General features: G+C 60.3%; 12 protein-coding genes. 6 read left to right on the top strand and 6 right to left on the bottom strand.

Going from position 1 to position 14607, the window contains the following annotated elements:
* Positions 1-103: 103 nt before the first annotated feature.
* Positions 104-1372: a beta-ketoacyl-ACP synthase II gene (gene fabF / locus ACVWVP_RS12390; protein ID WP_457406168.1), complete on the top strand. Its 1269-nt coding sequence runs from the start codon at positions 104-106 to the stop codon at positions 1370-1372.
* 38 nt (positions 1373-1410) lie between these two features.
* Here the strand turns inward: fabF and ACVWVP_RS12395 are convergent, their stop codons facing one another.
* Entirely contained in the window at positions 1411-1704 is a 294-nt protein-coding gene (locus ACVWVP_RS12395) for a hypothetical protein (RefSeq protein ID WP_178921183.1), read from the bottom strand.
* A 94-nt stretch (positions 1705-1798) separates the two neighbouring features.
* Between ACVWVP_RS12395 and ACVWVP_RS12400 the strand changes: the two genes are divergently transcribed.
* The 3 genes from ACVWVP_RS12400 (at position 1799) to ACVWVP_RS12410 (ending at position 5461) form a co-directional block, all read left to right on the top strand.
* A complete protein-coding gene (locus ACVWVP_RS12400; protein ID WP_457406172.1) occupies positions 1799-2752 on the top strand; it encodes a GlxA family transcriptional regulator in 954 nt (317 codons plus the stop codon).
* 46 nt (positions 2753-2798) lie between these two features.
* Positions 2799-3179 carry a RidA family protein gene (locus ACVWVP_RS12405; protein WP_178921187.1) on the top strand — a complete coding sequence of 127 codons (381 nt, stop codon included), beginning with the start codon at positions 2799-2801 and terminating at the stop codon, positions 3177-3179.
* A gap of 302 nt (positions 3180-3481) precedes the next feature.
* Complete coding sequence (locus ACVWVP_RS12410) at positions 3482-5461, top strand: peptidase U32 family protein (protein WP_259171368.1); 1980 nt, start codon at positions 3482-3484, stop codon at positions 5459-5461.
* A gap of 121 nt (positions 5462-5582) precedes the next feature.
* Here ACVWVP_RS12410 and ACVWVP_RS12415 read toward each other — a convergent pair whose 3' ends face one another.
* Together ACVWVP_RS12415 and ACVWVP_RS12420 are read right to left on the bottom strand one after the other, a co-directional pair.
* Positions 5583-8321 carry a dermonecrotic toxin domain-containing protein gene (locus tag ACVWVP_RS12415; RefSeq protein WP_457406175.1) on the bottom strand — a complete coding sequence of 913 codons (2739 nt, stop codon included), beginning with the start codon at positions 8319-8321 and terminating at the stop codon, positions 5583-5585.
* 390 nt (positions 8322-8711) lie between these two features.
* The gene (locus ACVWVP_RS12420; RefSeq protein WP_178921193.1) at positions 8712-9608 is read right to left on the bottom strand and encodes a DMT family transporter; all 897 of its coding nucleotides are present in this window, start codon (positions 9606-9608) and stop codon (positions 8712-8714) included.
* A 109-nt stretch (positions 9609-9717) separates the two neighbouring features.
* Between ACVWVP_RS12420 and ACVWVP_RS12425 the strand changes: the two genes are divergently transcribed.
* Positions 9718-10158 (top strand): Lrp/AsnC family transcriptional regulator, encoded by a 441-nt coding sequence (locus ACVWVP_RS12425; RefSeq protein WP_176996152.1) that lies wholly within the window; start codon positions 9718-9720, stop codon positions 10156-10158.
* Positions 10159-10258: 100 nt separating this feature from the next.
* The gene (locus tag ACVWVP_RS12430; protein ID WP_457406179.1) at positions 10259-11107 is read left to right on the top strand and encodes an NmrA family NAD(P)-binding protein; all 849 of its coding nucleotides are present in this window, start codon (positions 10259-10261) and stop codon (positions 11105-11107) included.
* Between the two features lie 58 nt (positions 11108-11165).
* On the opposite strand, the gene xylB is transcribed toward ACVWVP_RS12430, so the two are convergent.
* Genes xylB through ACVWVP_RS12445 form a run of 3 tightly spaced genes read right to left on the bottom strand, consistent with a single transcriptional unit; the run spans position 11166 to position 14594 of the window.
* Positions 11166-12626: a xylulokinase gene (xylB, locus tag ACVWVP_RS12435; protein ID WP_457406182.1), complete on the bottom strand. Its 1461-nt coding sequence runs from the start codon at positions 12624-12626 to the stop codon at positions 11166-11168.
* 7 nt (positions 12627-12633) lie between these two features.
* Complete coding sequence (locus tag ACVWVP_RS12440; protein ID WP_178921199.1) at positions 12634-13635, bottom strand: LacI family DNA-binding transcriptional regulator; 1002 nt, start codon at positions 13633-13635, stop codon at positions 12634-12636.
* Between the two features lie 26 nt (positions 13636-13661).
* The gene (locus ACVWVP_RS12445) at positions 13662-14594 is read right to left on the bottom strand and encodes an ABC transporter substrate-binding protein (RefSeq protein ID WP_259171362.1); all 933 of its coding nucleotides are present in this window, start codon (positions 14592-14594) and stop codon (positions 13662-13664) included.
* Positions 14595-14607: the final 13 nt, after the last annotated feature.

Consider the following 14607-nt stretch of genomic DNA (forward strand, 5'->3'; position numbering starts at 1 on the left):
GTTCCTGTGTGCGAGTACAAACTTGTGTGACGCCATGTTACTTTCATGATGATAGTGACGTCCATAGGGTCTGTACCCTCAACGCAACCGGAGTCGATTGATCATGAGTAAACGTATCGTGGTGACAGGCATGGGCGCACTGACGCCGTTGGGTGCCAGTGTTGAATCCACCTGGCAACGCCTGTTGAACGGACAATCGGGCATTCGTCGCCTGCCGGAAGAATTGATCGGCGATTTGGCCGTCAGCATCGGCGGCCAGGTGCAGAGCGTGGAGCAGGATCCCCAAGCCGGTTTTGACCCGGATCGACTGTTGGCCGCCAAGGAGCAACGCAAGATGGACCGTTTCATTCTGTTCGCCCTGGCGGCGGCGGATGAGGCGTTGAAGCAAGCTGGCTGGGCGCCGAAGACTGCCGAGGAACAGGAACGCACCGCCACCATCATTGCCTCGGGCGTGGGCGGCTTCCCGGCGATTGCCGATGCGGTGCGCACCACCGACAGCAAGGGCCCGCGTCGTCTGTCGCCGTTTACCATTCCGTCGTTCCTGAGCAACATGGCGGCCGGGCATGTGTCGATCAACTACGGCCTCAAAGGCCCGTTGGGCGCGCCTGTGACCGCCTGTGCGGCGGGCGTGCAAGCCATCGGTGACGCTGCGCGGATGATCCGTGCCGGCGAGGTGGATGTGGCCGTGTGTGGCGGTGCCGAAGCGGCGATCCACCGGGTCAGCCTGGCCGGTTTCGCGGCGGCGCGGGCGCTGTCCAGCGACTTCAACGACAGCCCCGAACGCGCCTCACGCCCGTTTGACCAGGCCCGCGACGGCTTCGTGATGGGCGAAGGCGCCGGCATCCTGGTGATCGAAGCACTGGAACACGCCCTGGCCCGTGGTGCACAGCCGATTGCCGAGTTGGTGGGTTACGGCACCAGTGCCGATGCGTATCACATGACCGCCGGCCCGGAAGACGGTGACGGTGCGCGTCGGGCAATGACCCAAGCGCTGCGCCAGGCCGGCATCGAACCTGCGCAAGTGCAGTACCTGAACGCCCACGCCACCTCCACGCCCGTGGGTGACAAGGGCGAACTGGCAGCGATCAAGACAGTGTTCGGTGTTCAAGGCAGCCCGGCGATCAGCTCGACCAAATCCGCCACCGGCCACTTGCTGGGCGCTGCGGGCGGGATCGAGGCGATCTTTACCGTGCTGGCCCTGCGTGACCAGGTGGCCCCGGTGACGCTGAACCTGGAAAACCCGGACGCACTGGCCGACGGGTTGGACATGGTGCGCGGCGAAGCCCGGCAGTTGCCGATCGAGTACGCGCTGTCCAATGGCTTCGGGTTTGGCGGGGTAAATGCCAGCGTGCTGTTCCGACGCTGGGTGTGAAAAAACAGGCGCCGTCGACTACCGACGGCGCCTGCCGGTCAGCGGCCTTGCAACAGCAAGCCGAGCGGCGCCAGCGGGCCGACGGGGATGAACTCGCACTGGCTCAGGCCCTCATCGCCCAGGGGCAAGCCTTCTACCAGGGTTTTGGCCTCTTCGATGCTCTGCACTTCCAGCAGGAAGATCACGCCCAGCACGTCATGCCGAAACCAGAATTGCTCGATCTTGCCGTCCAGGTACAACTGCAGGGTGGCGGGGACTTCCTTGGGCATGATCCGCGCCTGCTGCTCGGGGCTCAGTGGCTGGGGGATCGAGACGATGGCCATGACTTTCATAGTGTTGCTCCGGTGAGGTTTGGAGTCGCCAATATGGCAGTCGTGAGAGCGATGCAGTATCGTCCTAAATGCCAACTTTGAGACCATTTACGCCATGCGCTTATCCATCCTTGCCTTGGAAGGCTTGTTCGACACCGGGCTCTCGGTGTTCCTAGATGCCTTCTCGCTAGCCAACACGCTTTCGCCCACCGGGCCGGTGTTCGAGGTGTCCCTGGTCGGGGTCCGCAAGAAGGTCCGCACCCGCCACGGCCTGCTCATTCCGACCCAACCGATCAATGAACAGCAGAAACCCGACTGGGTCGTCCTGCCCGCGCCGGCCACCGCCAGCCCTGAGCTGCTGGTGCCTGCTCTGGCGCGAGCGGATGTGGGAGACGCCAAGGCGCAGCTGTTGAAATGGCATGCCCAGGGCGCGCAGATCGCCGCGTCATGTGTGGGCACGTTTTTCTTCGCCGAAACCGGTCTGCTGGACCATCGCCAGGCCACCACCACCTGGTGGCTGGCCCCACTGTTTCGCCAGCGCTATCCCCACGTGAAACTGGATGAATCACGCATGCTGGTGCAGACCGATGTGGGCGTCACCGCAGGCGCCGCCATGGGCCACCTGGACCTGGCGCTGTGGCTGATCCGCCAGGCCAGCCCGGAATTGTCGAATGTGGTGTCGCGCTACCTGCTGGCGGATATTCGCACCTTGCAGGCGCCGTACATTATTCCCAACCACCTGGCCCAAGCTGATCCATTGATCCTGCGCTTCGAGCGCTGGTCACGGGAGCGCCTCAAGCAGGGTTTCTCGCTACAGGAAGCCGCCTCGGCCCTGGCCACCAGTCGCCGCACGCTGCAACGGCGCTGCGAAGACGTGCTGGGCAAGTCACCGCTGTCGTACTTCCAGGACCTGCGTGTGGAACGTGCACAATCGCTGTTGCACGGCGGCGACATGGACATCGAGGCCATTGCCAGTGAGGTCGGTTATGCCGACGGCTCCACCTTGCGCACCCTGTTGCGCCAGCGTCTGGGCCGCGGCGTGCGCGAGCTGCGCAGTGACCTGCGCTGAGCCAAGGGGTTAAACTGACGGCCCTTTTTCCTGCCAAGAGAACCCCATGGCCAACCACGACCTGTCCTTCACGCCCGATCCTGATGCCGACTCGATTTCTTCCGACGTGATCGGTTTCAACGGCATCCTGGTCTCCACCCAGGTGCCAACCCGCGCCGATGGCAGCCTGGAACTGGGCGATATCACCCTGCAAAGCGAATGCACCCTGCAAGCCCTGAAAGTCGCCCTGGAAAAAGCCGGCAGCTCCATGGACCGGGTGATGCACCTGACCATCTACCTCACCGACATGGCCGATCGCGCCGCGTTCAACGAAGTCTACAAGCGCTTTTTCGCCAAACCATGGCCGGTTCGCGCCGCTGTAGGCGTCGCCGCCTTGGCGGTACAAGGCATGCGCGTGGAAGTCACCGCGATGGCGGCCAAGGCCTGACGCCAATCCACTGTGGGGGCTGGCTTGCCAGCGATGGCGGCGGCACAGCCAATACACGTGCAGCCTGCCCCACCGCCTTCGCAACCTCGCTAAAGCTCGACAGCTCCCACAGGGGGCCGCGTTCACCCGTTGAAATACGCTCAACTGTGGGAGCTGGCTTGCCTGCGAGGGCGGCGGCACAGCCAGTACAGATAGCGCCTGACCCACCTTGCTGAGGTCCGACAGCCCTGCGGTAGATGCTGCCCAGGCATTTCACGGCTACAATGCGCGCCTCAACCGTGACAAGCCTGACTAAAAAAACTATGTCCTTGCCCAAGCATCACCTTGAATTGCTCAGCCCTGCTCGCGATGTCGCCATCGCGCGGGAGGCTATCCTGCATGGCGCCGACGCCATCTACATCGGCGGCCCAAGTTTCGGCGCGCGCCATAACGCCTGCAACGACGTCAGCGATATCGCCGGGCTGGTCGAGTTCGCCCGCCGTTACCACGCGCGCGTGTTCACCACCATCAACACCATCTTGCATGACAACGAACTGGAACCGGCGCGCAAGCTGATCCATCAGCTTTACGACGCCGGCGTTGACGCCTTGATCGTGCAGGACATGGGCGTGATGGAGCTGGATATTCCGCCCATCGAGCTGCACGCCAGCACCCAGACGGACATCCGCACCCTGGGCCGCGCCAAGTTCCTCGACCAGGCCGGTTTTTCCCAACTGGTCTTGGCCCGTGAGCTGAACCTGCAGGAAATCCGCGCCATCGCCGACGAGACCGATGCCGCCATCGAGTTCTTCATCCACGGCGCGCTGTGTGTGGCGTTCTCCGGGCAGTGCAACATCTCCCACGCGCAGAATGGCCGCAGCGCCAACCGTGGCGACTGCTCCCAGGCTTGCCGCCTGCCATACACCTTGAAAGATGACCAGGGCCGTGTCGTGGCCTTCGAAAAACACCTGTTGTCGATGAAAGACAACAACCAGAGCGCCAACATTCGCGCCCTGGTGGAAGCCGGTGTGCGCTCGTTCAAGATCGAAGGCCGCTACAAGGACATGGGCTATGTGAAGAACATCACCGCCTACTACCGCCAGCGCCTCGATGACGTGCTCGAAGACCGCCCGGACCTGGCCCGCGCGTCCAGCGGCCGTACCGCGCACTTCTTCCTGCCCGACCCGGAAAAAACCTTCCACCGTGGCAGCACCGACTATTTCGTCACCGACCGCAAGGTCGACATCGGCGCCTTCGACACCCCGACCTTCACCGGCTTGCCGGTAGGTATGGTGGAAAAAGCCGGCAAGCGTGACCTGCAAGTGGTCACCCATGAGCCGCTGTCCAATGGCGATGGCCTCAACGTGCTGATCAAGCGCGAAGTGGTGGGGTTCCGCGCCAACATCGCCGAGCCTAAAGGTGAGTTCGAGGAAGACGGTGAGAAGCGCTATCGCTACCGCGTCGAGCCGAACGAAATGCCGGCTGGCCTGCACCAGTTGCGCCCGAACCACCCGCTGAACCGCAACCTGGACCACAACTGGCAACAGGCGCTGCTCAAGACCTCATCCGAACGCCGCATCGGGCTGACTTGGGCTGCTCGTCTGCGTGAAGAACAGCTGGAAGTGACCGCCACCAGCGAAGAAGGCATCAGCGCCAGCGTCACCCTGCCCGGCCCGTTTGGCGTGGCCAACAAACCGGAACAGGCGCTGGACACACTGCGTGACTTGCTCGGCCAGTTGGGCACTACCGAATACCACGCCACGAACATCCAGCTGGATGCACCGCAGGCATTCTTCATTCCCAACTCGCAGCTCAAGGCCTTGCGCCGCGAAGTGATCGAAGCGCTGACAGCTGCCCGCGTGGCCGCTCACCCCCGTGGCGGGCGCAAAGCCGAGACCACACCGCCACCGGTGTACCCGGAAGCGCATTTGTCGTTCCTGGCCAACGTCTACAACCAGAAAGCGCGTGACTTCTACCACCGTCATGGCGTGAAGCTGATCGACGCGGCCTTTGAAGCCCACGAAGAAACGGGCGAAGTGCCGGTGATGATCACCAAGCATTGCCTGCGGTTCTCGTTCAACCTGTGCCCTAAACAGGCCAAGGGCGTGACCGGGGTGAAGACCAAGGTCGCGCCGATGCAGTTGATTCACGGTGATGAAGTGCTGACCCTCAAGTTCGACTGCAAGCCCTGCGAAATGCACGTGGTCGGCAAGATCAAGGGCCACATCCTCGGCCTGCCACAACCGGGCAGCTCGGTAGAGCATTTCAACCCCGAAAACATCATCTTTCAAGGCACCCACTAACTGTAGTGAGCGGGCTTGCCCCGCGCCGCGGTGTGTCAGACGCACAAGAGGCGCCTGACACGCCGCCGCGCGGGGCAAGCCCGCTCACTACAGCACTCTGTTGATTCGTCTTACTTATTTCTCAACGCGCCGGAGTGAAGGTCACGGGCCGATAAGTGAACGTCCACGCCTTGATCGGGTTGTAATGTGGATTTTTCTTTGCAGCTCTAAACTTTTCGCTGGCTAACTTACCCGTCACAAGTTGCGTACTGACGTGGTCCACCGCTCGACGCTCTACGGGGAGCAGCTCAACCTCACCGCCCAGGGCTTCTGCAATGTGGTGCTTCGCCACGCCTTTTAGTCCGTTGATCTTCTCGGGGCTCATATAGGCAGACAGGGTACCCTCATAGCCTTTGACAGGCTTGCCAATAAGCCTACTGAACTCAGCAGCAAAGGATGCATTTTCGCCATTGCCGGAGTAACACATCAGTAACCGCACGTTGTCGTAATCGCTCGGGTTGATCCCTTTGGCCCTTAATGCATCCAGCAATTCTTGTGGCGTGTGCGGCTTGCCGTTGTAGACAATCCTGGCAGGCGTTTTGGTGTTAGTGCGCAATGACAAACCGCCTGGATCTTCTCCATGCGCCAGGATATTCAGTCGTACTTTCGATTCTTTCTTATTGAGGTCCACAAAGGTAAAGAGACCATCGTCGACTGTTGTGAGGCTGTCCATGGTACCGCCCAATTTGATCAATTTTCCCTTCTGGGCAGTTATTTCTTCGACCGGCACCTTCCCTGTCATACCGGGATAGGCAATGGGTTTCTCTTTAGGTACCGGAGCGGTTACCGTGATGGGTTCCTTGCCATTTGGTTTAGGCGTGTAGGTGCCTTCAACACCCTGCCGCTCATTCGCTTTTGGTGCGCGGCGCCCAAGTGAATAACGGCCCTTAGTGTTGCCGAGTCCCTTGATTAATCTTGAGCCTCTTTTAACCACAGGCTTTAGCAGTTTCCCCACCCATTTTGTTGGTAAGACCGACAGCGCAGCGTCACCTACGGCAAAACCGGCATCAACAAGACCTGCCTTGCGCTCTGCCTCAGTGTGTCCATTGTTGGCCTGCCATGCACCAATCACGATCTGAGTGGGCGCCGTCAAAAACACCGCAGGCGGGATAATCACCCCCACCGCCCCCGCTATGTGGGATACACGAGATATAAGAATCTTACGGTTCGACTTGATCCTTTCGTCACCGTCCGATACCGCATCCCATGCCTGGAGTTTGGTCAGGTTTTCGAACATATTTCCTTCGATACGGCTGTCAGGTCGACCATAGCCCACTACGCCGGGAAGATAGTTCTTAGTGTTTTCACCGATATTCTTTAATGTGCTGCTGACGCCTTTTTTGATAGGCCCATCGCGAAGATGGTAATCGGTAAAGTGCCGCTCCAACTCTGCACGCCCCTCCTCACTCTTTGCCACGTCATGGATCCACTGACGCATCGCGGCCTCGTCCTTGAATTCAAAGAACGATTGCCCATCGCCGGGCATATACACCACGATCCGACGGGTTTGCTTGTGCTTCAGCACGACAATGTCAGTGGCTCGATAATTATTGATTTCCAACATCGAGCGCTCTACATGCTCCGAGTCGGACTTTCCGGGGGTATCGAACTCTGCCGCTTCAACCACCATCGCCAAACCTTCTTTCGACAGCTTACCGTTCGCTGCGTCGAGCCCGGCACGGAACATATAATTTTTTTCGTGTAACGCCTGCATAGTCCCCATGTTTTCCTTCCAGAACTTTTGCTGCGCCGCTCCGTACAGTTTTGCGATATCTCGATTACGTGCAATTGAGGGCAGTAAAGCAGGATCTATATCGATTTTTTTATCAGGGCTGTACTTCGGATTGTTCGGATCCCCCGAAAAGATAACGGTTTGCCCTCCGCTGACACGATCATCCAGCCAAGGATCGTTGTCCGCGACTGCCTGTGTTAACGACTTGGGCGCGCTCGTCGGTTTGTGGTCACCGATCACATAACCTTTGGGATGGAATCCGTGTTTCTTATAGTCAGGATCATCTTCACTGAAGTGCTGAATAAACACCTTGTCGGGGTCAATATCAATCTCTGATGGGCCATTTTGTTTTGTGAATTCCTTGATGTCTTTGCGCACCTGCTCAGCCACTACCTTTTCAGGGGTAGGATATTGCTCTTCCATCTGATCGGCCAGATCAACAATGGTTTGAGCCGACTGTTCAATTTTTTCACCCGGCGCTGCGGCATTCGGCTTGCCAGGCTCTATTCGAGGCGGCGTAATATCAACGACCTTCGCTGGCGTATTGGCTATTTCCACCACCGTGGCGGGGTGTTGCTGCTCGTGGGTTTCACGTTTGCGCCTACTGCGTGAGGCGCCGTCGGAAGCGTCCGGCGTCGGCCAATTGAGTTGCGCCGGATCGTCAGCCAGCTTTTTCAGCCAAGTGTTCATCTCGGCAACGCTATTGAACGTTTGAAAGGACGGCGCAAGTTGATGGGGGATTAACAGCACCACATTGGGCTTCTTTGACTCAGAAGGCACGCGCTGTATAACGATAGCGTCCTTGGCCACATTGCCCTCTGCCTTCAAACGGCTCACTTCAACCTTTGGTAAACCTTGTTTGCCGGGAAATAATACCGCATCGAGCAGTTGTTGGACCTCAGGCCGCAAGTTGCCAGTATTCAAGCCGTTCACCATGTACTCACGAACGTTGTCCTTGATGGTGTTTGAGACGTCGGCAAGTCCGGCAGCCCCCGCCGGTTTGATCTGGTCTGGCGCCGAACGCCAGGAAGCTGTCGAGTCAAACAAAGGAGTTGAATGTCCGAAATTACCAATTGAGTCATTGATCATGATTAGCGATTACCAGGGTTTGCCGACGCAACCTTTTCAAGGCGCCGTTGTTAAAGCGTTAAGGGTCAACTCATCTTTTACATGCCAGGCATTCACATCATTGATCGCCCTGTTGTTCTATTCAGCACAACTCAGCATTGCCCATTCCGATGTACCGATAACTTATTTACTACTCTGTGTGGCGCGCGTAATGCTTACTTCGGTTGACACTTTTATTTATAAGGCAATCGCTATCCAGCGAAAGCTCCACCCTCTGTTGGCGGATCTATTTCAAAGCAATGCAGTATTTCTACTGCGATGCTTGCCATCTCTTGGGTGGTGCTTACGTGGGAGTTTGTTCCAATGAACTCATAATTATTCTTAATATCCTACACGCTAGCGGACATACCGTTACGCAGGTGTGCGTCTACGAAGGATGGCGAGGCTACCCCAGCCCCGCTGCAGCCCAGCCGCCGCCAATAAGATCGCCACCACGCCCAGCCATTGCAGCCAGCCCAGGCGGTGCCCGAAGGCAAACCAGTCGACAAAAATCGCCGCAATCGGGTAGATGAATGACAGCGCGCCAGTCAACGCCGTCGGCAGTTTCTGGATCGCGCCGTAGAGCAACACATACATCAAGCCGGTGTGCACCATTCCCAGGGTGACCAACGCCGCCCAGGCATTGGGCGCAGTCGGCAGGCTGTTCCAGGGCACTAAGGGGGCCAGCAACACGGCGCCGGTTGCCACCTGGATCAGTGCCATCAAATGCGGCGGCACCGCCTTCAGGCGCTTGATGATCAATGCCGCGACCGCATACAAAAACGCCGCCCCCAACGCCAGTGCGATCCCCACCAGATAATCCCCGCCACTCTGCTGCCCGCCATGGGCGGTGACAATCGCCAGCATGCCGAGGAACGCCACGCTCAACCATGCCAGCTTCAACACGGTGATTTTTTCACCGAGAAACACCGCCGCCAGCAGCACCAACATGAACGGCTGCACGTTGTACACCGCCGTGCTGATGGCGATGGACGCGTGGGAATAGGATTCAAACAGCAGTAACCAATTGCCGACAATCGCCACGCCACTGAGCACCGCCAGCCCGACCTTGGCCCAACTGAGCAGGTCCAGGCGCAGGTAACCGAGCACGGCGCACACCAGCAGCAGCGTCAGCCCGCCGATCACACAACGCCAGAACACCACTTCGATCACCGACACGCCGGACACCAGCACAAACCAACCAATGGTGCCGGAGATCAGCATGGCGGCGATCATTTCCCACGAACCGCGACGGATAGATGTGTCCACGATGGAAGCTCCTCAAGTGAGGCTCAATTATGGCAATCTGCTCGGCAGCAGCTCCAGCGACTAAAAAAGGCAAAACCTTAGAATCACCTTTTCTTATTAGGCGGACACCATGCTTGACACCATCGACCAGCAACTGATCGCCGCCCTGATGGACGACTCGCGATTGTCCCTCAAGGCCCTGGCCGGCATTACCGGGCTGTCTTCGCCCAGTGTCGGCGAACGCCTGCGCCGCCTTGAAGAGCGCGGCGTACTGACCCACTACACGGTCGACATCGACCCCAAGCATTTTGGTTACCTGCTGCAGGCCATCGTGCGTATTCGCCCCCTGCCCGGCCAATTGCAAGAAGTCGAACGCCAGATCCAGGCAATTCCCGAGTTCACCGAGTGCGACAAGGTCACCGGCGACGACTGCTTCATCGCGCGCCTGCACGTGCGCACCATGGAGCAACTGGACACCCTGCTTGACCGCCTCAACCACTACGCCGAAACCAACACCGCCATCGTCAAGAAGACCCCGGTGAAACGACGTTTGCCACCGCTGGCGCATTGATGATTTTGAGTCACTTGCGCAGTGACTTGATCGCTATTCTGTCAACAGTCGACGGTCTTTATGCTGGGCTCCACTCATTGGAACCACAGGTGTAAAGCTCATGTACGTGATTACCGGTATTACAGGCAAAGTCGGCGGCGCCCTGGCGCGCAATCTGCTCAAGGCGGGCCAACCGGTTCGTGCGGTGATTCGCGATGAGGCCAAGGCGGCGTATTGGGCGGATCTGGGCTGTGAAGTGGCATTCGCCCAGATGGAAGACGCCCAGGCGCTGACCGTTGCGTTCAAAGGTGCCACCGGCGTGTTTATCCTGCCGCCACCGGGGTTTGACCCATTGCCCGGTTTCCCCGAGGCCCGTGCGGTGATCGCCGCCGTGAGCCAGGCATTGCAGGCGGCAGCACCGAAGAAGGTGTTGTGCCTGTCCACCATTGGCGCCCAGGCCGAGCAGGTCAATCTGCTGACCCAGCGCACCCTGATGGAGCAAGCCCTCGGCGCCCTCGATCTGCCGGTGACCTTCTTGCGTCCGGGCTGGTTCATGGAAAACGCGGCTTACGACGTGATCACAGCGCGCGAAACCGGGGTGATCCACAGTTTCCTGCACCCCTTGGACAAGGCCATACCGATGATTGCCACGGCGGACATCGGCGTATTGGCGGCGCAACTGCTGCAACAGGACTGGTCCGGGCAGCGGGTGGTGGAATTGGAAGGGCAATGGGTGAGCCCCAACGATATTGCCCAGGCATTGGCGCAGATACTCGAGCGTGACGTACGCGCCGAGGTGGTTGAGCGTGATACCTGGGAAGCGTTGTTGCGTTCACAAGGCGCGCAGAACCCATTGCCACGCATGCGCATGGTGGACGGTTTCAACGAAGGCTGGATCTGTTTCGAGCATGAGCATGTGATCAAGGGCAGCACACCGCTGCTGACTGTATTGCGTGAACTGGCGCGCTAAACCCACCACACACCTGTAGGCGCCGGCTTGCCGGCTCCTACAGTTTTATCTGTGTGGTTTATTCGTGCAGGGATCTGGCGGCCGATAGCAAGCCTTGGAACTGGTGGTAGCGGGCCGACAACACCTCGTACTGCGCAGCATCCGGCATATACCGCGCCTTCACCGGCATCCCCGCCTGCAGCAGGTTCGCACCCTGCCCGACGGCCAGGAACCCCAGCTTCGCCGCACCGATGCACGCGCTCAGCTCACTGCCGTGCAGGGTGAAGATTTCCCGCCGCAGGATATTGGCCAGCAACTGTGCCCAATACTCGCTGCGTGCACCGCCGCCCACCAGGGCACACGCGCCGACGTCAGCGCCCGCCGATTGCACCGCACGCAACGCATCAAGCAAACCAAAGCCCACCCCCTCCATCACCGCATAACCCAGCATCGCGGGCGTGCAGTCATGGCCCAGGTTCATAAAGCCGCCACGCAGCAAAGGGTCGTTGTGCGGGGTGCGCTCGCCCGCCAGGTAGGGCAAAAACAGCGGGGTCGACAACGGCACAGGGTGCCCTATCGGCAACTGCACCTGCACCTGATCCAGTAACGTCTGCTCATCCGCCGTGCCAGTCAGCCGCGTGACCCAGCGCAAGCAACTGGCACCCGCCAGCATCGCGCCCATGGTGTACCAACGGTCTGGCAACGCATGGCAAAAACTGTGCACGGCACTGGCCGGGTTGCCGGCCGCATGATCAGTGATCGCGACAATCGCCGCGCTGGTGCCCAGGGTGATGAAACCATCGCCGGCATTGATCGCGCCAATACCGACGGCGGCCACCGGGTTGTCGCCGCCACCGCCTGCGATCACCACCTGCGACGACAGACCCAGTTCGGATGCCGTCAGCTGGGCACTCGCTGCGCCGCCTTCGACCAACCGTGGCATCTGCGCAGGGGCCAGGCCCGTCGCGCGTACCATGGGGGTGAACCATTGGCGGTTCGCCACGTCCAGCCACAGCGTTCCCGCGGCGTCGGACATCTCGCTGATACGCTCGCCCGTCAGGCGCAAACGCAGGTAATCCTTAGGCGAAAGTACGCAGTCAATGGCCGCGAATACCTCAGGTTCGTGCCGTTGCAGCCACAGCAGTTTCGGCGCCGTCAGCCCGGCCATGGGCAGGCTGCCGGTGACGCCGGCAAAGCCCGGGCCCAGCTGCTCGGCTTCGGCCACAGCGCGTGAGTCGTCCCACAAAATCGCCGGGTACAACACTCGGTTGTCATCCCCCAACAGCACCGCGCCATGCATCTGCCCCGACAGGCCGATGCACGCCACTTGGGCAAACGCTGCATGGGCACGCAGTTGCTCCAAGGCCTGCAGGCAGGCCTGCCACCAATCCTCTGGCGCTTGTTCGGACCAGCCGCTGTGGCGTCGCGACACGCTCAGGCGCACGCCGGCATGGGCCAATACAGCGCCATCAAGGTCCATCAGGATGGCCTTGAGTTCCGAGGTGCCAAGGTCGATGCCGAGGGAAACGGGTGTGCTCATACGCGTGTCATTCCAATCCAGTACAGCCACATGAATGTCTGATTTGCAGGCTCGGTGCCAGCCGCACGCTGTGGGTGGGCGCGTCGGGTGAGGCCATGCGTTGCAGCAGCAGATGCACCGCGCGGGTGCCCAGGTCCTGCACTGGCTGGGCAATCAGCGTCAGGCGCGGCACGAAGAAATCCGCCCAGTCAAAATCGTCGAAGCCCACCAGGGCCATTTGCGCCGGTACCTCGATGCGTGCATCGCGCAAGGCATGCATGGCGCCGAGGGTCATCAGGTTGTTGCCGGCCATGATCGCCGTGGGCGGCGTCTCCAGGGCCAGCAAGTGTGCGGTGGCGGCCCGCGCCGGCTCGCTGCTGGAACCGCCGTTGACCAGCAACTGCGGATCAAACGCCAGACCGGCGGCGTGCAAGGCCTGGCGGTAGCCGGCCACGCGTTCATCGGTGGTGCCCAGCCCCGCACGTCCGGCAATGAAGCCGATGCGTCGGTGGCCGTGTTCAATCAAATGGCTGACCAGCGCCTGGGTGGACTGGGTGTTCTCCACGCCGATCTGGTCAAACCGCTCACTCATCATGCGATCCACCAGCACGGTCGGCACCTCGTTGGCCTGCAAGTACTCCAAAGCCAAAGAACCCGTAGACGGTGCCAGCAAGATCCCATCGACCCGCCGATGGTGCAGCGCCGTGACCACCCGCAATTCCTGCTCCGGGTCGTCGTGGGGGTCGACAAACAGCATCATGTAGCCGTGCCGCGCACACTCGGTTTCGATCGCGTGCACGGTTTCGCTGAAGTAGTGGTTGGACAGCGCCGAGATCGCCACGCCAATCGTGCTGGTGCTCGACCGAGCCAGCGAGCGCGCCAGGGTGTTGGGGATGTAACCCAGTTCCTCGATCGCACGCTGCACCGCCTGCACGGTGGCCGGGCTGACTTTGCGGGTGCCGTTCAGCACATGGGACACCGTCGACGTCGACACCCCTGCCCTGCTTGCCACGTCATCCATGGTGACCACGACGCTGCTACCCCTTTTTTAGTGGATCAATGTTTACTCGACCAGCCGCTGTACGAACCGACGTTGTCACGGGTGATCAGTTTTGGCGTGAGCAGGGTAACCGCTTCGGCCGGGGCCTTGTCATTGAGAATGTCATTGCCCACGTTCACGGCAGTCTGGGCCATGGCCCAGGGGTCCTGGCTGGCAGAAGCCTGGATCTGCGACTCGGTCTTCAGCGCGTTTTCGATGTCCGGGGCGCCGTCCACCGACGTGATGATGATGCCGCTGCGCTTAAGCTGTTTGGCCGCCAGGTCGCTGCCGATGGCTTGCGGGTCGTTGATCGCGAACAGACCGTCGATTTTCGGGAAGCGCGTAAGGTAACCCTGCATCACGTTCAGGCCGCCCTCGCGGGAGCCCTTGCCGTCCTGGTCATCGGACAGCACCTTGATCTCTGGCGCACTGGCCAGGGCGGCTTTGCAACCCTTCACGCGGTCGGTCACGGCGGTCACTTGCGGGCCGTTCTGGATAATCACGTTGCCCTTGCCCGAGAGCTTGTCCACCAGGAACTGGCAGGCCAGCTTGCCGGCTTCGACGTTGTCGGTCTGCACCGTGGCGTTCACGCCCTTGGCATCCACGTCCACCGCCACCACCACAATCCCCGCGTCGCGCGCCTTCTTGATCGCCGACGCCATGGCGGACGGGTCCACCGCGTTGAGCAGGATCAGGTCAACCTTGGACGAAATGAAGTTGTCGATCTGCGAAAACTGCTTGCTCAAGTCATAGTCAGCCGACACCGACGTGACCTTGACGTTGGGGTTCAGCTCCTTGGCCCGCGCGGTGGCGCCGTCGGCCAGGGTCACGAAATACGGATTGCCCAGCGAGCCCATGCTGATGCCCAGGGCTTTGAGTTCACGGGCTTCTACCGCCTGGGACATCAGGGCAGCCAAGGCGACAACGGGAAAGATGCGTTTGAGGTTCATACCGGTCTCTCTT

The organism is Pseudomonas sp. TE24901, from assembly GCF_054058375.1.

Bases quoted from the DNA above. Each gene is read 5' to 3' on its own strand.
- ACVWVP_RS12430 (WP_457406179.1), top strand. From the start codon at position 10,259: ATGTACGTGATTACCGGTATTACAGGCAAAGTCGGCGGCGCCCTGGCG.
- xylB (WP_457406182.1), bottom strand. From the start codon at position 12,626: ATGAGCACACCCGTTTCCCTCGGCATCGACCTTGGCACCTCGGAACTC.
- ACVWVP_RS12395 (WP_178921183.1), bottom strand. From the start codon at position 1,704: ATGAAAGTCATGGCCATCGTCTCGATCCCCCAGCCACTGAGCCCCGAG.
- ACVWVP_RS12400 (WP_457406172.1), top strand. From the start codon at position 1,799: ATGCGCTTATCCATCCTTGCCTTGGAAGGCTTGTTCGACACCGGGCTC.
- ACVWVP_RS12415 (WP_457406175.1), bottom strand. From the start codon at position 8,321: ATGATCAATGACTCAATTGGTAATTTCGGACATTCAACTCCTTTGTTT.
- fabF (WP_457406168.1), top strand. From the start codon at position 104: ATGAGTAAACGTATCGTGGTGACAGGCATGGGCGCACTGACGCCGTTG.
- ACVWVP_RS12410 (WP_259171368.1), top strand. From the start codon at position 3,482: ATGTCCTTGCCCAAGCATCACCTTGAATTGCTCAGCCCTGCTCGCGAT.
- ACVWVP_RS12425 (WP_176996152.1), top strand. From the start codon at position 9,718: ATGCTTGACACCATCGACCAGCAACTGATCGCCGCCCTGATGGACGAC.
- ACVWVP_RS12405 (WP_178921187.1), top strand. From the start codon at position 2,799: ATGGCCAACCACGACCTGTCCTTCACGCCCGATCCTGATGCCGACTCG.
- ACVWVP_RS12445 (WP_259171362.1), bottom strand. From the start codon at position 14,594: ATGAACCTCAAACGCATCTTTCCCGTTGTCGCCTTGGCTGCCCTGATG.